This window comes from Croceicoccus ponticola, assembly GCF_004004515.1.
Classification (GTDB): domain Bacteria; phylum Pseudomonadota; class Alphaproteobacteria; order Sphingomonadales; family Sphingomonadaceae; genus Croceicoccus; species Croceicoccus ponticola.
In genome coordinates this window covers 193,962-211,060 of record NZ_RXOL01000002.1, presented here as the reverse complement: position 1 = coordinate 211,060, position 17,099 = coordinate 193,962, and the positions used below count along the sequence as shown (strand labels likewise).

18 protein-coding genes and 1 tRNA gene are annotated in these 17,099 nt (G+C 62.1%); 8 read left to right on the top strand and 11 right to left on the bottom strand.

Annotated elements, in window-relative coordinates:
• Positions 1-6 precede the first annotated feature (6 nt).
• Positions 7-438: a hypothetical protein gene (locus EKN06_RS07000; protein ID WP_127612185.1), complete on the top strand. Its 432-nt coding sequence runs from the start codon at positions 7-9 to the stop codon at positions 436-438.
• A gap of 54 nt (positions 439-492) precedes the next feature.
• A complete protein-coding gene (locus EKN06_RS06995) occupies positions 493-765 on the top strand; it encodes a hypothetical protein (RefSeq protein ID WP_127612184.1) in 273 nt (90 codons plus the stop codon).
• Positions 766-881: 116 nt separating this feature from the next.
• Here the strand turns inward: EKN06_RS06995 and EKN06_RS06990 are convergent.
• From EKN06_RS06990 to EKN06_RS06975, 4 genes are all read right to left on the bottom strand, one after another.
• Positions 882-955, bottom strand: a tRNA-Gln gene (locus EKN06_RS06990).
• A gap of 326 nt (positions 956-1,281) precedes the next feature.
• Positions 1,282-1,641 (bottom strand): helix-turn-helix domain-containing protein, encoded by a 360-nt coding sequence (locus tag EKN06_RS06985; protein ID WP_127612183.1) that lies wholly within the window; start codon positions 1,639-1,641, stop codon positions 1,282-1,284.
• Positions 1,642-1,801: 160 nt separating this feature from the next.
• Entirely contained in the window at positions 1,802-2,458 is a 657-nt protein-coding gene (locus EKN06_RS06980; RefSeq protein ID WP_240654654.1) for a hypothetical protein, read from the bottom strand.
• Entirely contained in the window at positions 2,433-3,377 is a 945-nt protein-coding gene (locus EKN06_RS06975) for a DNA-processing protein DprA (RefSeq protein WP_240654653.1), read from the bottom strand. The genes EKN06_RS06980 and EKN06_RS06975 overlap by 26 nt, the downstream gene beginning before the upstream one ends.
• A gap of 476 nt (positions 3,378-3,853) precedes the next feature.
• Here EKN06_RS06975 and EKN06_RS06970 point away from each other — a divergent pair, with 476 nt between their 5' ends.
• Positions 3,854-5,104, top strand: coding sequence for a Ppx/GppA phosphatase family protein (locus EKN06_RS06970; protein ID WP_127612181.1), 1,251 nt, complete (start codon positions 3,854-3,856; stop codon positions 5,102-5,104).
• A complete protein-coding gene (locus EKN06_RS06965; RefSeq protein WP_127612180.1) occupies positions 5,104-5,772 on the top strand; it encodes an RlmE family RNA methyltransferase in 669 nt (222 codons plus the stop codon). The genes EKN06_RS06970 and EKN06_RS06965 overlap by 1 nt, the downstream gene beginning before the upstream one ends.
• A 4-nt stretch (positions 5,773-5,776) precedes the next feature.
• On the opposite strand, the gene EKN06_RS06960 is transcribed toward EKN06_RS06965, so the two are convergent.
• The 4 genes from EKN06_RS06960 to EKN06_RS06945 form a co-directional block, all read right to left on the bottom strand.
• Positions 5,777-7,084, bottom strand: coding sequence for a cation:proton antiporter (locus tag EKN06_RS06960; protein ID WP_127612179.1), 1,308 nt, complete (start codon positions 7,082-7,084; stop codon positions 5,777-5,779).
• 131 nt (positions 7,085-7,215) lie between these two features.
• Positions 7,216-7,740, bottom strand: coding sequence for a 30S ribosomal protein S9 (gene rpsI, locus EKN06_RS06955; RefSeq protein ID WP_127612178.1), 525 nt, complete (start codon positions 7,738-7,740; stop codon positions 7,216-7,218).
• Positions 7,740-8,219, bottom strand: a complete 480-nt coding sequence (rplM, locus tag EKN06_RS06950) for a 50S ribosomal protein L13 (protein WP_127612177.1) — start codon at positions 8,217-8,219, stop codon at positions 7,740-7,742. Before rplM ends, rpsI begins: the two co-directional genes overlap by 1 nt.
• Positions 8,220-8,374: 155 nt before the next feature.
• Positions 8,375-9,481, bottom strand: a complete 1,107-nt coding sequence (locus EKN06_RS06945) for a COX15/CtaA family protein (protein ID WP_127612176.1) — start codon at positions 9,479-9,481, stop codon at positions 8,375-8,377.
• A gap of 121 nt (positions 9,482-9,602) precedes the next feature.
• Between EKN06_RS06945 and EKN06_RS06940 the strand changes: the two genes are divergently transcribed.
• From EKN06_RS06940 to EKN06_RS06925, 4 genes are all read left to right on the top strand, one after another.
• Positions 9,603-9,977, top strand: a complete 375-nt coding sequence (locus EKN06_RS06940; protein WP_127612175.1) for a MerC domain-containing protein — start codon at positions 9,603-9,605, stop codon at positions 9,975-9,977.
• A gap of 56 nt (positions 9,978-10,033) precedes the next feature.
• Complete coding sequence (gene thiS / locus EKN06_RS06935) at positions 10,034-11,044, top strand: sulfur carrier protein ThiS (protein WP_127612174.1); 1,011 nt, start codon at positions 10,034-10,036, stop codon at positions 11,042-11,044.
• A gap of 144 nt (positions 11,045-11,188) precedes the next feature.
• Positions 11,189-11,725, top strand: coding sequence for a hypothetical protein (locus EKN06_RS06930; RefSeq protein WP_127612173.1), 537 nt, complete (start codon positions 11,189-11,191; stop codon positions 11,723-11,725).
• The gene (locus tag EKN06_RS06925; RefSeq protein WP_127612172.1) at positions 11,722-12,231 is read left to right on the top strand and encodes a hypothetical protein; all 510 of its coding nucleotides are present in this window, start codon (positions 11,722-11,724) and stop codon (positions 12,229-12,231) included. The genes EKN06_RS06930 and EKN06_RS06925 overlap by 4 nt, the downstream gene beginning before the upstream one ends.
• A gap of 28 nt (positions 12,232-12,259) precedes the next feature.
• On the opposite strand, the gene EKN06_RS06920 is transcribed toward EKN06_RS06925, so the two are convergent.
• The 3 genes from EKN06_RS06920 to EKN06_RS06910 all read right to left on the bottom strand — a co-directional run bounded on the left by EKN06_RS06920 (position 12,260) and on the right by EKN06_RS06910 (position 17,012).
• Positions 12,260-14,110: an AMP-dependent synthetase/ligase gene (locus tag EKN06_RS06920; protein WP_127612171.1), complete on the bottom strand. Its 1,851-nt coding sequence runs from the start codon at positions 14,108-14,110 to the stop codon at positions 12,260-12,262.
• 66 nt (positions 14,111-14,176) lie between these two features.
• Positions 14,177-15,961, bottom strand: a complete 1,785-nt coding sequence (locus EKN06_RS06915) for a gamma-glutamyltransferase family protein (protein ID WP_127612170.1) — start codon at positions 15,959-15,961, stop codon at positions 14,177-14,179.
• Positions 15,962-15,971: 10 nt separating this feature from the next.
• Positions 15,972-17,012, bottom strand: coding sequence for a quinone-dependent dihydroorotate dehydrogenase (locus EKN06_RS06910; RefSeq protein WP_127612169.1), 1,041 nt, complete (start codon positions 17,010-17,012; stop codon positions 15,972-15,974).
• Positions 17,013-17,099 lie beyond the last annotated feature (87 nt).

Sequence of the window (17,099 nt, the reverse complement as noted above, 5' to 3'; positions counted from 1 at the left end):
CGGAAAATGGGCGCTCGCACGGTGTCGCTGGACGCGCTGCTGATCGACGCCGCCGATCATGCCCCGTTCGAGATCGAGGACGAGGGCGCGGCCCCGAGAGTGGAGGCAGAGACCGCATCCCGCCTCGCCATCGAAGCATTCGACGCTTTGCTCGACCGGTATGAGACGACGATGCGCGATCGGGCGAGCCGGGAGCTTGCAAAAAAGGCGCTGCGCAAGCGCGCAACCATGCCCGGCACTGTCCATCCTGACGATATCGTTGCGCTGGACCGCGATCTTGCCATCGAACGCGCAATCGTCACGCGCTACGTCTTTGCGGACAGCGAAAAGGCGAAGTTCGATCCGGAACATCCGCTCGACAGCGAAAAGCAGCGCCAGATTTCCCGTCGCGTCTTGCGCAACCTGCGCGCTCAGACCGACCGCACCCTGTTCAACTGACGCGCGCGAAAACCGATGTTATAGGTGGCCCATGCTTGCAAGGCGGGGCGACCAATGGACATTGAAACCGAAATCGGAAAACTGGCGGCAGAGGCGATGGCGACGCAAATCGTGCTGGCCGGACTGATGAATGCCATCAACAAAAGCGGCGACGAGGGCCGAGCCATAGTCGCCAGCGCTTTCCGACACGCCGACCTGATGACAGAACTGTCGCTCGCCACAATCGGCAAATACGGCGGCCTGTCGCAATATGAAAAGCACATCGCCAAAGTAGTCGAAAAACTGCGCGAGGCCGTGGTGTCTGACGCGCCAAGACCAGACGGCTAACCGGCATATTTTCGGCCTTGCGACGCGCGTTAAGGCAATGCGCCGATAAAGCGCGGCCCAACGGCGTGCGATCGTCAGTAGTGACCGCGCGACTTTTTTTCCGGTAACCGAGAAAATGGATGCCCCGCGAGGATTCGAACCTCGATTGACGGAGTCAGAGTCCGTAGTCTTACCATTAGACGACAGGGCATCACTAAATGTTTGAAATATAAAGATATTATATCTCAAAAATGGTGCGGTGCGACGGTAAAGTCGTCGCACGTGCGACCGGGGGTCCGTTTAGCAGGGCGGCAGGAACACGCAAGGGACAATTTCTGCCCCCTCATATCTAGCACGCTGATTTGTGGATGATGGCCGAGATTGACTTAAACTACTTAATTTAAAACAGTTTTTTCGATAAAGTGGCTAATTTGAGGAAAATAGCACGCCCGTGGCGTAGGGGATCGAAGCAAATGTCGTCTAATCACTAGTTAGACGACAAGTCATGGTCGCTGGATTCTGATGGGAGTTAAGCTTTCAAGCCTTGCCTTCGGATTTTAGCGCCATATTGTGCGCATCGCAAAGCACAAGGTAACCCACTCTCCAACTCTCCGGGCTACGGCGGTAGGTGTCGATGATCCGGCGCTCAGTATCTGTCAAACCCCCATCGCCGGTCGTCATCAAATCAGCAGGGAGCACGCTGAGTTCTCGCGCGATCCGCACGGACCATTGGTGGTTCAAGTCCCGCAGGCCGCGCTCGATCTTCGCTAAGTGCCCATGCGCCATGCCTATCCTAGCGCTGAGCTCGGTGAGAGTCATATTGCGGATCTTTCGGATTTCACGGACCCGGTTCGGTGGAGAAATGGGTTCTGAAATAGTGCGATTAGTGGATGGCATCCGGCTGCCTTAGGACAAAGTCACGTTCGCCTCAAATTGCCGTTCTGAATCGTCTCGGTCTAGAACGCGTTTCAAACTCCACGCCGCTACTGAGGCTCAGCGGGTAGGCTTATCTTCCCCCCCGGTAATCGGTTGGATGCTAGGAGCCTTTTGGCAACTGTCAAAACCAGTCTTCGATCTGCACCTCAGGGAAAACGCGTCGGGCGATAAAAATGCCGTAAATGGGCACCGCTGGGAAACGAGCGGATAGAACCGTTTTCACAGCTTTGAAATGCGTGCCGGCAGTCAGAACATCATCGAAAATTGCAATTGTCGATGGAGCGGGATGAGTCAGCGTCTCGTCTATCTCGTAGTTTTCGATCAACTCTTCGATAGTGGGGCGGGGAGCGGTGCCACGCTCATGAGCTGCAATTGTTGAATTGCGTTGTGAAACTAATAACCTAACGTCCAGATTTGGGCGTATGGCACGACAAATCCTTTCCATCCTGTTGTCATAAGCAGGGTCGCCAAAAGCCTTTGAGGGAGGAATCGGCACGAGCGTGCCACTACTTAGCCACTCATCGCTGAGAGTCGTTCGGAAGAGATTGCCGCATTTTTCAATCTCTTGATTTTTGTAATATTGCCCCTTTTGATCAGGCTTACGTTTTAAGGTCTTAATTAGTCCATTAGTCGTACTGAAATCCCAACGTTTTCCTGATGTATATTCGAATAAGAAGACGCATTTATCATCCAAAGTTAGTCTCGGATGCAGGTCGCGGTTACTATCGTCGATCTCTGTCAGGCGTATATTCTCAGCCAAGTGAGCACCAAATATCATCTGGTGTCCGAACCCGAATGGCACCCATTTTCTCGAAACGCTCAGGCCAAGTGATATCCGTTCGCTGGAAGCACGAATCGAGGATGAAAAGCTTACGGCCTTGATGGAGGGCTGCACGAGCCTGTGTCAGCGTACCAGACGTCTGACCGGCTTCGACGATTACGGTGCCCTCCGTCAAAGCGCTCATTGTGGCATTACGCTCAGGAAAAAAGAGCTTATTTTGGTGAATATGCTGGCGGTGATATCGAGCGATCGGCACCTGTGAAATCAGTAAGTGTTCGGTAGCAATTTTGCGTTGCATCGCTGCATGTGCCGCAGGGTAGTATGTTCCGAGAGGGGTGCCGATCACTGCGATTGTCCGCCCGCCGCTCTCTATTGCAGCCGTATGTGCCGCGATATCAATGCCCGTAGCTAGACCAGAGACGACCGTGTAATTGCGGCTCACCAACTCTCGGGCTAGGCGCGCTGCACGTCGGATGCCTTCGTCACTCGCGTTCCTGCTGCCGACAATCGCGATTGCGGGGGCCTCGCAGATCTCCCAAGAACCCTGATAGTAGAGCATTTCGACGGGATGCCGGGCATCGCGTAGTTTTGCGGGGTAGTCGCCGGCATGGTGTATCCGCACTCCAAATCGTTCGACGCTAGCATTTTTGAGGTGCGCTACTGCCTCCTTCAAAGCAGCTTCGACAGCACCGGGTTCCACAAAATCTGACGGAAGTGCATTGGGATCTTGGGCGAAGCGATCAGCCAAAGTTTTAAACGTTGCACCCTTTTCCAGCCAGAGTGCTTCATAAGCGCCGAGCTCGACCATGGGCGAAATTGGAGCGATCGCCGGACCCGAACCTCGTGGGGCGAGTTTGGCCATCATGTTCAATTCAGCGATGCCTGTAACATATCGATCTCCGCGCCCCAGCTCCACGGTACTAATTGGATGCCGCTTTATCCTAACGGATGCAAGCGACCAACGAGAACCCTATTTGGCCCGCCAGCCTAAAACGGACCTCACCATAGAAAAAGTTCTCTATATGTTCCATCCTTTGAGGGCAACGAAAGATATCTGATCTTTGCGTCTCAATTTCTCATGATGGTCAAGAGGCGGCGTGCGACTTTTTGCGCTAGTTTGCGCATATTCGCGCAACTTCTTGAGCCTAAGTCTATGATTTTGTTCGGTCAGCGGTAAACTTACCATTAGACGACAGGGCAGCGGCAGCGCGCTGGAACAGCGGCTGCGGGGGGTGCCTCTATGCTTCAATTCGGCGCAGGTCAAGGTGCTCGATGCAGCGATTCCGACGGTCAGGTTGCCACATCACCCGCACCCCGCTAGCATGGTGGTCAGGTTCGCCGCGCAACGCCACTGGCCCCGCGCGGTTCACAGACGTTTTTGGAAAGTACAGCATGGCGGATCTTGAGCCGTCGGCACCGCAGGACAGCGATCGACAGAGGCAGGATACCGCCCCGGATCAGGAAGTGGACAGGGCCGATGCCCGATCCGCAAACAGCGCGCCGGAACGGAAGGCGAATGACAGCAAGGGCGACAGGACGGCAGAAGCCGGGTCGCGCGATGCATCCTCTCGCGTTGCACAGGCGACCGATTCGGCACTGAAGCCCGGAGTAACGTCCCGCGCTGCGCCCCGCCAGGCTTATGCCGCGATCGATCTGGGCACGAACAATTGCCGACTGTTGATTGCGCGCCCGTCGGGTGAGAATTTCGTCGTTATCGACGCGTTCAGTCGCGTCGTAAGGTTGGGAGAGGGGTTGGCGCAGACCGGCCGCCTTTCGGACGAGGCAATGGCCCGCGCGATGGCTGCCTTGCGCGTGTGCGCCGACAAGCTGCGCCGTCGTAACGTGCATCTCGCCCGCTCCGTCGCGACGGAAGCGTGCCGACGCGCCGAAAACGGCGAAATGTTCATCGATCAGGTCCGCGAGCAGACCGGCATCGTGCTAGACGTGATCAGCGCGCAGGAAGAGGCGCGGCTGGCGGTGCTGGGGTGTCATATCCTGTTGGAACAGGGCGAGGGTCCGGCCATGATCTTCGACATCGGCGGCGGCTCGACAGAGCTCGTGCTGATCGAAACCGGAGAAGTGGTGCCGCGCATCCTCGATTGGCAATCGGTGCCGTGGGGTGTTGTTTCGTTGACCGAAAGCTTCCCCGCCAACGAACCGGAGAGCGATGCAGACCGGCTGCAACGTTACCGCAAGATGCGGCTCGCGGTCAGCACATCGTTCCGCGATTTTGCTGAGCGGCTCGAACCGTTTCGCAATGCACCTGGTTTGCCGAGCCCGCGCCTTTTGGGCACCAGCGGAACTGTCACGACGCTGGCCAGCCTGCATCTCGGGCTGCCGCAGTACGATCGCCGCGCGGTCGACGGATTGATCGTGGAGGCAAGTGCCATGCGTGATATCTCTGCGCAGCTTTCCACGCTTTCTGCTGAAAAGCGGCAGGAGCTTCCGTGCATCGGGCGGGATCGGGCAGAGCTTGTGGTCGCGGGTTGCGCGATACTTGAGACGATTTTGGACCTTTGGCCCGCAGCCCGGCTTGGTGTCGCCGACCGCGGTATCCGCGAAGGCATTCTGCGCAGCCTCATGGCGGGTGCGCGGCTCAGCGAACAGAACCGCGCGCTTGCGCGGCAGGTTAGGGCACTCTGATGAGCCGTTCGGGCAATGACAGGCAGAAACTGCACAGCGGCAAGAAGCGCAAGGCGAGTTCCGCCCGCTGGCTCGCGCGGCAATTGAATGACCCATACGTCATTCAGGCTAAGGCCGACGGCTATCGCAGCCGTTCTGCCTATAAACTGAGGGAGTTGGACGAAAAGTTCGGCCTTCTGAAAAGTGCGAATGCCGTCATCGACCTTGGCATCGCGCCGGGTGGGTGGAGCCAGATCGTTGCCGAAGTGCGTCCGCAGGCAAGGATTGTGGGCATCGATCTGCTCGATGTCGATCCGCTGCCGGGCGTGACCATCTTCAAGATGGATTTCATGGACGATGCTGCGCCCGATGCTTTGATGGAGGCGCTGGGGCAGGAGCCGGATCTGATCCTGTCCGATATGGCAGCCAACACGGTCGGTCACAAGCAGACCGATCACTTGCGCACGATGGGCCTCGTCGAAACTGCGGTCGACTTCGCCATCAAGACGCTGGCTCCGGGCGGTGACTTCGTCGCCAAGGTCTTTGCTGGCGGCACCGATACGGCGTTGCTCAACCTGCTGAAACAGAACTTTCGCGCGGTAAAGCACGCTAAGCCGCCCGCCAGCCGCAAGGACAGTTCGGAGTGGTACGTCATCGCTCAGGGCTTCAAGGGGCGGGAAAAGGTCTGAGCGGTCAGGCGCCTTTTTCGCCGGTACGGATGGCGCCGGTCGAAGCTGCGTCGATCCGACCTCTTTTGGAGCGGCCCCTGTAACGGGTCACCGCGTTCACCAAGGTCCCTGCCGTAAAGCCGTGGACCAGCGACGATAAAAGGATCGTGAAGACGACCGTCGCCCACAGCGGCCCTTCGTCAACAAGCGCAATCTGGCCCCCAGCATAGGCCAGATAATAGATCGAACCGAGCCCGCGGACGCCGAAAAATGCGACGACGCCGCGTTCGCGCCAGGTGAATTCGGTCCCCGCCAGCGAGACCAGCCCGCTGATCGGGCGGATTAGGAACACCAGCGCCAGTCCGATAAGCGCGTGATGCCACTCGAGATACGGCAAGACAGCGGGGATCGCGCCGCCCAGCATCACCAGCATGATGGCTGTGACCGCATGTTCCAGCGCCTCGGAAAAGCTGTGCAATCGGGTGTGATAGGCGTGAGATTGCTCCGCTCGCCGCAAGACGAGGCCCATCACGAACGCGGCAATGAAGCCATAACCTTCGATCATTTCGGTCAGACCGTAGGTCAGCAATACGCCGGCCAGCGCAATGACGCCCGACCCGCTGTCGGCGAGCGGATTGCCGCGGGGGAAGACGAACAGCACCTTGCCCAAAAGCCAGCCCGCGACCGCCCCGCCGATCGCACCGATCGCGATCTTGTAAACGACATAAAGGCCGAGCCATTTAGCCACCCAATCGCCGAAGCCGCCCGCTGCCGCCAGCATGATCGCGAGATAGACGAACGGAAAGGCCAGCCCGTCGTTAAGCCCCGCCTCGGTCGTGAGTGCGAAGCGGACCGGGTGCTCGCCCCCTTCGTGCGGAGCGCCGACCTGTACGTCGCCTGCCAGAACCGGATCGGTGGGTGCCAGCACAGCGGCGAGCAGCAGGGCGCCTGCCATAGTCATGCCGATCGCGAGCCCCAACAAGGCTACCGCCAAGATACACAGCGGCATGGCGACAACCAGCAGCCGCACCGTCGGACTCCACAGCCTCCGGCCGCCAAGCCGGTCGATGCGCAGGCCTGTGCCGAACAGCGCGATGATGACCGCAAATTCGCTCAACCGTTCCCAAATTTCAGGACGTTCCAGCGGATCGAGCGCTGCGGGCACCGAGGGCACCACGCCAAAAACCAGAAGGCCGCCAAGGATCAGCAGCCCCGAAGCCGACGGCTCTCGTCCGCGCAACAATCGCGGCAGCCAATAGGCGGCAACGATGACCAGACCACATCCGACAAGCAGGATGTGATAGCCATCGAGTGAAAAGAATCGTTCGTCCATGCGCGCTTAACGCACGGCGCTGCCATCGGTCCCCGCCTTCTTGCCCGATGGGCGGCGCATCACGAAAAAGGGCGGCCCCGTGGGACCGCCCTTTCGTGTTCGGATGAACCGAAGCTCGCGTGCGTTGCAGATCAGCGCTTGCTGAACTGGAAGCTACGACGAGCCTTGGCACGGCCGTACTTCTTACGCTCGACCACGCGGCTATCGCGGGTGAGGAAGCCGGCGGCCTTGACCGTGCTGCGAAGCGCGGGTTCGAACCGGGTAAGGGCCTGCGAGATGCCGTGCTTTACAGCGCCGGCCTGACCCGAAAGGCCACCACCCTTGACGGTGGCGACGACATCGTACTGACCCTGACGATCGGTGATCGAGAAGGGCTGATCGATGACCAGACGCAGCGTCGGACGTGCGAAATACACTTCCTGATCGCGGCCGTTGATGATGACTTTGCCCGAGCCAGGCTTGATCCACACGCGGGCAACGGCGTCCTTGCGCTTTCCGGTCGCATAGGCGCGGCCATGCGCGTCCAGCTGCTGCTCGCGCAGCGGCATGGTCGGAGCCTTCGGCGCGGTCGTTTCGATCTCGGTGCCTTCGGTCAGGTCCTTGAGGTCCGAGAGGTCCTTGAGGTCGGACAGGTCTTTCACGTCATTATCGGCCATCATGCACCAACCTTGTTCTTGCGATTGCGGGCGGCGACGTCCAGCAGCTCGGGCTTCTGGCCGTCATGCGGATGTTCGGTACCGGCGTAGAGGTGCAGCGCCATCATCTGCTGACGACCCAGCGGGCCGCGCGGAACCATGCGCTCGACAGCCTTTTCAAGCACACGCTCGGGGAAACGACCGTCGAGAATTTTCGCGGGGCTCGTTTCCTTGATGCCGCCGGCATAACCGGTGTGCTTGTAGTAGCGCTTGTTCTGAAGCTTGTTGCCGGTGAAGCGCACCTTGTCCGCGTTGATCACTACGACATGGTCGCCGCAATCGACGTGGGGGGTGAACGTCGGCTTGTGCTTGCCGCGCAGGATGTTGGCAATAATCACGGCAACGCGACCGACGACGAGACCTTCTGCGTCGATCAGGTGCCAATTCTTTTCGACCTCGGCCGGCTTGATCGACCGGGTCTGGGTGCTGAGCGCCTTCATGGCCATCAGTTCCTTTGGTTAGATGCGAGAATCGCCCCGGACAGACCGAGGCGAAGTGGCGCGCTTTTGTGCGCCGAAGCTTGCGAAGTCAAGCATTTCCGCGCGTTTCCGGCGCGGTAAAATGATACCGTGACTTTCGGGGCGGCCAGTTCCGCTTAACGCAGGGCGCTTCTGGGCATGCGGTCGCGATAACCCAGCGCATGGGCGCCCCAGACCGCGCTGGCCAGAACGAGCGCGCCGACGACCTGGTGCGCCACAGCGACCCACAGGGCCATGCCTGTCCACACGGTCAGGATTCCGAGCAGGATCTGCGTTCCGAAGGCGGCATGGATCATGATCGAGATCCGCCGGTCCTTGGCCCGCAACCGCCGCGCCATCATCACAAGGGCCGCCACGGCCACCCACGCCCACCAGCGATGGATGAAATGGACGGCAAAGGGATCGGCGGTCAGCGCGTGGAACATGCCCCGCGACCAGTCGATGCCGTCCGGAAACAGGCTGCCCTGCATCATCGGCCAGGCATCCCACAGGCCGCCGCCCGCGACATAACCTGCGTCGAGTCCCGCCATCCACGCCCCGTAAAGCAATTGGACGCCAAGGATCGCCAGCACGACAACGGTAAAGCCGCGCAATCGCGCATGAGGATCGTTGCGCGACCAGTTCCGCAGGTCGAGCGCGGTCCACACCAGCCCGCCCAGCGTGAACAGCGCGGTCATCAGGTGGATCGACAGCCAGTAATGCGAAACGTCGGTGCGCATGGATGGCATCGCGTCGGGGCCGGTGCCGGATTTCACCATCAGCCAGCCAAAAACGCCCTGCAGTCCGCCGAGCGCTAGCAGTGCGACGAGGCGCGGCTTGTACCCGGCGGGAATCGCGCGGCGAGCCCAGAACCACATCAGCGGCAGCGCAAAGGCCAGCCCGATCACGCGGCCCAGCAGCCGGTGCATCCATTCCCAGAAATAGATGAACTTGTATTCGGCCAGCGTCATGCCGGCAGGGCCATTGACCTCGATATACTCGGGAATCTGTTTGTAGGCTTCGAATTCCGCTTGCCACTGCGCCTGATTCAACGGTGGGATCGCGCCGGTCACCGGCTTCCATTCGGTGATGGAAAGCCCCGATTCGGTCAGCCGGGTAATGCCGCCTACGGCAACCATCATCACGACGAGCGCGGCAACGAACAGCAGCCAGCGCGACAGGCCTATGGGGCGTTCGGTGCCATACCGCGCCGCGTCCGGGGGGTAGATCGTTGCCGTTTCCATGTCGAAACGGCCTCTGCGGCGGTTTCTCGCAAAGCGCAAGGGGGGGAATCTGGGCCGGCCTTACGACCGGTCAGCCGCAGAACACTTGCTAGATGATACATTATTACATATCTGGGCCGGCATGGAGCAACCCTCGCCCACGACTCGCTTGAAACTGGACCGGCTTGGTATTGCCTTGTCAGGGATGTGTGCCGTGCATTGCGTGGGTTCGATCCTGTTAGTCGGCCTGCTCGGGCTGGGCGGGGAATGGCTGCTTTCGCCTGCGATACATCAATATGGGCTCGCTCTCGCGGTGCTGATCGGTGCGTTGACGATCGGTGCGGGGGTGTGGCGGCACGGCAGGATCGGGCCGCTGGTGCTCGGCGGGATCGGCCTTGCCCTGATGGTCGCGGCGCTGATGGGGCCGCATGGCTTGGGCGAAGCGATGCTGACGATCGCGGGCGTCGCCTGTGTCGCGGCGGCGCACATCCTCAACCTGCGTTTTCATTCTTTCTGACGCCGATGAAGGCGCGCCGCGCTTGAACGGCGGCGCGAAGCGGCTATGTCCGCCCCATGGCATCAAATATCAGTTCGGACTCGATCTCCATCATCGTCAACGGCGAAACCCGCCGCGTCCCCGCCGGATGTTCCATCGCGGATCTCGCGCTTCTGCTCGAACTCGATCCGGCGAAGGTAGCGGTGGAGCGCAATGGCGAGATCGTGCCGCGCTCGACGCTTGCAAGTGTCGGTCTTGTCCAGGCGGATCAGTTGGAGATCGTCCATTTCGTGGGTGGCGGCGATAGCGGCAAGGTCGATGACGACAGCTGGAGCGTTGCGGGCCTGACGTTCCGTTCGCGGCTGATCGTGGGCACCGGCAAGTACAAGGATTTCGCGCAGAACGCCGCTGCGGTCGAAGCAAGCGGCGCCGAGATCGTCACGGTGGCGGTGCGCAGGGTCAACATTTCGGACCGCAAGGCCCCGATGCTGACAGATTTCATCGATCCCAAAAAGATTACCTACCTGCCCAACACCGCCGGATGCTTCACCGCAGAAGACGCGATCCGCACCCTGCGGCTGGCGCGCGAAGCGGGCGGCTGGGATCTGGTCAAGCTGGAAGTGCTGGGCGAGGCAAAGACGCTTTATCCCGATATGCGCGAGACACTGAAGGCGACCGAGGTGCTGGCGAGCGAAGGCTTCAAGCCGATGGTCTATTGCGTCGACGATCCGATCGCGGCCAAGCAGCTGGAAAGCGCTGGCGCGGTCGCGGTCATGCCGCTGGGCGCGCCGATCGGTTCAGGCCTCGGTATCCAGAACCGCGTGACGATCCGCCTGATCGTCGAAGGGGCGAGCGTGCCGGTGCTGGTCGACGCGGGCGTCGGCACGGCTTCGGATGCGGCGGTCGCGATGGAACTGGGCTGCGACGGAGTGCTGATGAACACCGCCATCGCCGAAGCTAAAGACCCGGTCCTGATGGCGCACGCAATGAAGCTGGCGGTGGAATCGGGCCGCACCGCCTATCGCGCCGGCCGCATGGGCACGCGCAAGTATGCCGATCCGTCCAGCCCGCTGGCCGGGTTGATCTGACGGCGTCCAATCCGGGGCGGACTTGACGTCCAGGCTTGCAAAAAACAGCTTCGCCTTAACCCGATGCTAACCCTGACTCGCGCATCCTTGCCGCACCCGCTGCCTCATTTTGAAGGGGCGAGGTGCAGGAGGACCGGACAGGACATGGCGCAGCTCGACACGGCATCTCTGGCAATCGCGGAATTGCGTGAATTCGCCGAGTTCGACCCGGCAGAGCAGCGCTATATCCGACGCAGCCTCGACATCGGCCTCGATCGGGCTGACGCGCTAGACCGCTGGGCGCGCAATAGCGACGAGGCGTCCTCGATCCGCCGGCAGACCCGCGCCTATCAGCAGCTGCGAACGCTTCGCTCCGCGTTCCCGGCGATGCGTTCGGGCGACCGGATGGACGAATTCATCGGGCGGCTCATCAAGCTGACCGTCTTCGATCTGGCGCAGGGCTGCATCTACGGATTCGCCGCATACCGATTCCTCTACGAACGGCTGCTCGGCCCCGAAGTGCGCCCTTGGCTGCCGGCGTCGTTCTGCGCCGCTTCGGCCATGCCGCAAATAGTGCCAGAACGGCGCAAGCTGCTCCTCCATTCGATCAGCGAGGCCGCCGCGTGCGCTCCGGGCTGGTCAAAGCGCCGTCCTGGCTTCTATCCTGATTGGATCGAAGACCAGTCGGCGGAGATTCATTGAGCGCTATCACGGGAACGCCGGTGCCCGAAACCGGCGGCAACGGACCGCATTGGGATGAAATCTGCAGCTGGCGCGGTCGCTGCCTGAACCTCTATGCCCGTAGCGACGAGCTTGTCTGCGAAACGCTGATGGTGGCCGAAGCTGCCGGACACGCAGTCGACCTGACGCTTCCCGTGCACGAACAGCTGATCGCGCTGCGCGAATTGGCAGAGGCGGAGACCGGCGGCGACGGCAAGCGGTTGAGCGTCGTGCGCGCGCTCGATGCCTGGACCAAACTGGCGGTGCGCAGGCCCTTTGTCGTTACTGGCGTCGTCACTGCGCTGATGCAGAACCGGGAACGCTGGCACGCCCGGTTCGATGCCATGACCGGCGAAGGCGACAGCGTGAAGATCGAACAATGGGTCGCCGACAAGATCGAGGCGGAGGCATTCGAGGAAGTGCTGGACGCCGCATATGGCGTGTTGTCGATCGAGCTGGAGCAGTTCCAGTCCACCTTCGGGTTTTGAAGGGCGAGAGCGCCCCGGCTCGGACGCCTCAGCTTTTGTACATCCCTGCGACCCGGTCCGCGTAACGGTCACGGATCTTGTGTCGCCGGATTTTGAGCGACGGCGTCATTTCGTGGTTCTCGATGGAAAACGGTTCGTCCGCGAATTCGAAGCGGCGGACCTTTTCGATCACCGACAGGTCCGCATTGACCCGATCGACGGCGGCGCGCACGGCGGCGCGGAAATCGGCATTGCCGCTCAACGTTTCCCAATCCGCACCGGTGTTGTTGTCACGCGCCCATTCGCGCGACCATTCGGCATCGGGCACGATCAGCCCGACGATGTAGGGCTTGCGGTCACCCGATACCATCGCCTGCGCAATTTCGGGTTGTAGCGTCAGCATCCCTTCGACCCGTTGCGGTGCGATGTTGTCGCCCTTGTCGTTGACGATCATGTCCTTTTTGCGGTCGGTGATCACGATCCGCCCACGCGCGTCGAAGTGGCCGATGTCGCCGGTGTGCAGCCACCCGTCGACCAGCGCCTTCGCCGTTTCCGCCTCATTCTGCCAATATCCGTGCATGACCATTTCGCCGCGGGCGAGGATTTCGCCATCGTCGGCAATGCGCACTTCGGCGCCGTGGATCGGCGGGCCGACCGAATCCATCTTCAGCCCGGCGCTAGGCCGGCTGACGCAGATGATCGGCCCGCTTTCGGTCTGTCCGTACCCTTGCAGCAGCGGCAGGCCGAGGCCGGTAAAGAAGTAGCCGATCTCGGGATTGAGCGGGGCGCCGCCCGACACCATCGCTTTGATCCGCCCGCCGAACCGAGCCCTGATCCTGGGCCTCAGGACTTTTTCCAGTACGGCGTCTTCGATAGCGTCGATCACCGGACGGGTGCGTTCGTTCGATTGCCGTTCTGCTAGCGCGACAGCCATTTGGGCCATCGTCCGCGCCGCTTTGCCCTGCTTTGCCAATTGCTTGAGGATGCGGGCCCGCAACACTTCGAACAGGCGCGGCACGACAACCATGACCGTCGGGCGAACCTCTTCGATATTGGCCGCAAGCTTGTCGAGCCCTTCGGCATAATGGATCGTCGCGCCCAGACAGATCGGCAGGAATTGTCCGCCGGTATGCTCATACGAATGGGACAGGGGCAGGAACGACAGGAAGCTTTCGTGATCCCAGCCGAAATCTTCGGCGATGATCCGCGCCGCACCCGCGCAGTTCATCAGGATCGCGCCGTGATGCTGGCGCACGCCGCGCGGGGCGCCGCCGGTGCCGCTGGTGTAGATGATGCAGGCGATGGCTTCGCGCTTTACCGCGTGCAACCGCATTTCGACCGATGTGCGCGCCAGTTCGACGTTTCCGGTGACCAGATCGTCGAGCGCATGGAACCGCGCGGTGCCCGCCTGTTGTTGCCTGATCGGTTCGAAGGCAATGACATGTTCGACGGCCGGACTGTTGATGACCGCAGGCAGCAACAGCTTGGCCAGTTTCGCGTTCGACACGAACACAGCCCGCGCGCCGCAGTTTTCGAGCACGTGCAGGTGATCGGCCGTGGTGTTGGTGGTATAGGCGGGAACGGAAACCAGCCCCGCCGCCATGATCGCAAGGTCGGCGATGCACCATTCGGGCCGGTTTTCGCTGACCAGCGCGACCCGGTCGCCATGATTCAGCCCAAGACTTCTCAATGATTCCGCCAGCAGGACAACCCGTCGCGCGACCTCGCGCCAGCTCAACGAATGCCATTGACCGTCATGCCGGGCATAAAGAAACGGCAAATCGCCAAGCACGTCGGCACGATCGAAGAACAGCGACACGAGGTTTGCCGCTTCGTCGATTTGCGCAATGGTTGCGCCGTTCGGGCCTTGGTGCGTGCCGCCTTTAGCGGTCTTCGCCATAGGGCGACCTTTCGTACATGACCTCTCGGGAATAGCTTACTAGGGCCGGCAATTCATGGCGGCAAGCTACTCCGAAACCGCCATTCCTTCGCTGCGGCTGTCGGCGGCGCCGGCATAGGCCCCGTCGACCAGCTCGACGGCATTCGCCTTGAAGCCGGGCGGGCGAGCGCGAACGTCGGCATGGCCCAGCGCCCGCAGTGCCGGGATCATGGCTTCCAGCGTCGTGCCTTGCTCCACCCACACGGTATCGCCGGGCGCAAAGATCACCGGCAGATCGATGGCGGCCTGCGCGGTAAGGCCCCAGTCGATCACGCCGACGAGCGCCTTGGCCACTTGCGCGATGATCGTCGCACCGCCCGCCGCCCCGATGGCGAGGCGGAATGCGCCGTCAGGACCATAGACGATGGCGGGTGACATCGAAGAGCGTGGCCGTTTGCCGGGTTCGACCCGGTTGGCTACTAGCATGCCGTTGCTGACGGGCGCGAAATCGAAATCGGTGAGTTCGTTGTTTAGGTAATATCCATTGACCATCAGGCCCGACCCAAACGCGCTTTCGACGGTCGAGGTATAGGACGCGACGCCGCCATCGCCATCAACTGCGACGAAGTGCGAAGTGCCGTTTTCGGGCTGCGTCGCGGACTGACCCATGATCGCGCCCGCCCCCGGCGGCAGGCCCGGTTCGGGTCTGGCGATGGTCGTGTCCGCGCGGATCGCCGCGCCGCGCCGGAGGAGGTAACCGCCATCCATCAACCCGGCGGTGGGTACGGAAACGAAATCGGGATCGCCCAGCCACCGCCCTCTGTCGGCAAAGGCAAGCCGCATTGATTCAGCGATCAGGTGCCATGCCACCGGATTTTCCGGGCGGTGCGCCGCCATGTCGACGGGTTCGAGCTGCTTCAGGATTGCGAACACGGTCGTTGCCCCCGAAGACGGCGGGCCCATACCGCAAACCAGGAAGGCGCGATAAGTGCCGCACCGCGAGATCCGCTCCTTCGCTTCATAATTGGCGATGTCGTCGGTGGTCATTGCATCGGGCAACTTGACCAGCGGGACGGCCACACCACCCTCGGTCCCCGACACGGGACGCCGCCGGGCGGGCATGTGCTGTTCCACCGTGCGCGCGATGGCGATGGCGTTGGCTCCGGTCTGGAACGCCTGCGGCCCTTCGGCAGCCACCCGTTCCAGAAACGCGGCCAGTGCCGGGTTGCGCAGCGTGGTGCCGACAGGCACCGGCTCGCCGTCCTCGCCAAAGAACAACGCGCGCGCTTCTACGCTCATTCCGCCGCCAGTGCTGCGGTTCGCGTCGAGCGAGACGCGCAGCCGCGGACCGACGACAAAGCCGTCGCGGGCCAGCGCGATGGCGGGATCGAACAATGCGGCCCAAGGCAGCGCGCCGTGTTCGGCATGGGCCTTGGCTGCAAGCGCGATATTGCCCGGCACGCCGACGCTCAATCCGCTTTCCACCGCCGTGCGAAAGGCAAGAGGCTGGCCTTCGGCGTCGAGAAACCAGTCGGGCGTCGCGGCGGCAGGCGCGGTTTCTCGTCCGTCATAAGTGGTGGGATCGCCATCGCCTTCGGGGTCGAGCACGAGGAACCCACCACCGCCGATCCCGCTCGACTGCGGCTCCACCACCGTCAGCGCGATCATCGTCGCCAGCGCGGCGTCGGTCGCGTTGCCCCCTGCGCGCAGCATCGCCACGCCCGCCTGCGCGGCGCGCGGGTCGGCGGCGCTGACCATGCCTCTTTCAGGGCGGATATTGGCCGCGGGGTCAGCAACGGGCTCGGCGACAATGGTGGCGCACGCGCCCAGCGACATGGGCGCGGCGAAGGCGAGCAGGAAGCGTTTCAACATGGCGCGCAGGCTATTCGCTGCCAACCGCCTCTGCAATCGAGGAAAAGCCGTCGCGGGCCATCAACGCGGGCAAGCCGCGCACGATCTTTGCCGCGATGCCCGGCCCTTCGTAGACCATCGCGGAATAGAGCTGCACCAGGCTCGCGCCCGCGCGGATGCGTTCCCATGCGTCCTCTGCCGTGGCGATGCCGCCGATGCCGATCAATGGGATTGCGCCGCCCGTCGCCTTGCGGAAATCGCGCAACCGTTCGAGCGCCATGGCCTTCAACGGCGCGCCCGAAAGCCCACCGCCTTCGCCGCGGTGCTTCGATGCCAGCGCAGGGCGCGCGATCGTGGTGTTCGAAATCATCAGCGCGCCCAGCCGCTTGGCCAGCGCGATGCGGGCGATTGCGTCGATGTCGGCGGGTTCGAGATCGGGCGCGACCTTGAGGAAGACCGGAACCTGCGTCGTCCCCCGCGCCGCCAGTACCGCGTCGAGCAGCTCGGTCAGCGCGCCTTCGTCCTGCAAGGCGCGCAGGCCCGGCGTGTTGGGGCTGGAGATATTGACCGCGAGGTACGAGGCATAGGGCGCCATGATGCGCGTCATCGTCGCATAATCGGCGATGCGGTCGGTGCTGTCCTTGTTCGCGCCGATGTTGATGCCCACGATGCCGGGGCGGCCCGCACGGCGCTTCATCCGCGCTTCGACTGCGTCGGCCCCTTCGTTGTTGAAGCCCATGCGGTTGATGACGGCGCGATCCTCGGCCAGCCGGAACAGGCGGGGTTTCGGATTGCCATGCTGCGGCAGGGGCGTGACGCTGCCCAGTTCGGCAAACCCGAAACCGCATCGCAACAGGGCGTCGGGCACTTCGCCGTTCTTGTCGAACCCGGCCGCCATGCCGACGGGATTGGGAAAATGCAGGCCCGCAACTTCCATCGCCAGCGCCGGTTCGGGACGCGGCGGGCTGGCCAGAAGGGCAGAGGGCATCGATTTCAACGCGTCGAGAGCGAGGCCGTGCGCCTCCTCTGCGTCGAGGCGGAAGATCAGCGGGCGGAGCAGCGAATAGACCATCGGGAAGCGCGCCTATGCCAAGCGGGCCGCCATGTCGACCTTTCACCGACAGGGGCTTGCCCGATGGGATGAAGTGCGTAGAAGGCA

Coding starts and splice junctions, on each gene's coding strand:
- EKN06_RS07000 (WP_127612185.1), top strand. CDS start 7: ATGGGCGCTCGCACGGTGTCGCTGGACGCGCTGCTGATCGACGCCGCC.
- EKN06_RS06995 (WP_127612184.1), top strand. CDS start 493: ATGGACATTGAAACCGAAATCGGAAAACTGGCGGCAGAGGCGATGGCG.
- EKN06_RS06985 (WP_127612183.1), bottom strand. CDS start 1,641: ATGCCATCCACTAATCGCACTATTTCAGAACCCATTTCTCCACCGAAC.
- EKN06_RS06980 (WP_240654654.1), bottom strand. CDS start 2,458: ATGATATTTGGTGCTCACTTGGCTGAGAATATACGCCTGACAGAGATC.
- EKN06_RS06970 (WP_127612181.1), top strand. CDS start 3,854: ATGGCGGATCTTGAGCCGTCGGCACCGCAGGACAGCGATCGACAGAGG.
- EKN06_RS06965 (WP_127612180.1), top strand. CDS start 5,104: ATGAGCCGTTCGGGCAATGACAGGCAGAAACTGCACAGCGGCAAGAAG.
- EKN06_RS06960 (WP_127612179.1), bottom strand. CDS start 7,084: ATGGACGAACGATTCTTTTCACTCGATGGCTATCACATCCTGCTTGTC.
- rpsI (WP_127612178.1), bottom strand. CDS start 7,740: ATGGCCGATAATGACGTGAAAGACCTGTCCGACCTCAAGGACCTCTCG.
- rplM (WP_127612177.1), bottom strand. CDS start 8,219: ATGAAGGCGCTCAGCACCCAGACCCGGTCGATCAAGCCGGCCGAGGTC.
- EKN06_RS06945 (WP_127612176.1), bottom strand. CDS start 9,481: ATGGAAACGGCAACGATCTACCCCCCGGACGCGGCGCGGTATGGCACC.
- EKN06_RS06940 (WP_127612175.1), top strand. CDS start 9,603: ATGGAGCAACCCTCGCCCACGACTCGCTTGAAACTGGACCGGCTTGGT.
- thiS (WP_127612174.1), top strand. CDS start 10,034: ATGGCATCAAATATCAGTTCGGACTCGATCTCCATCATCGTCAACGGC.
- EKN06_RS06930 (WP_127612173.1), top strand. CDS start 11,189: ATGGCGCAGCTCGACACGGCATCTCTGGCAATCGCGGAATTGCGTGAA.
- EKN06_RS06920 (WP_127612171.1), bottom strand. CDS start 14,110: ATGGCGAAGACCGCTAAAGGCGGCACGCACCAAGGCCCGAACGGCGCA.
- EKN06_RS06915 (WP_127612170.1), bottom strand. CDS start 15,961: ATGTTGAAACGCTTCCTGCTCGCCTTCGCCGCGCCCATGTCGCTGGGC.
- EKN06_RS06910 (WP_127612169.1), bottom strand. CDS start 17,012: ATGGTCTATTCGCTGCTCCGCCCGCTGATCTTCCGCCTCGACGCAGAG.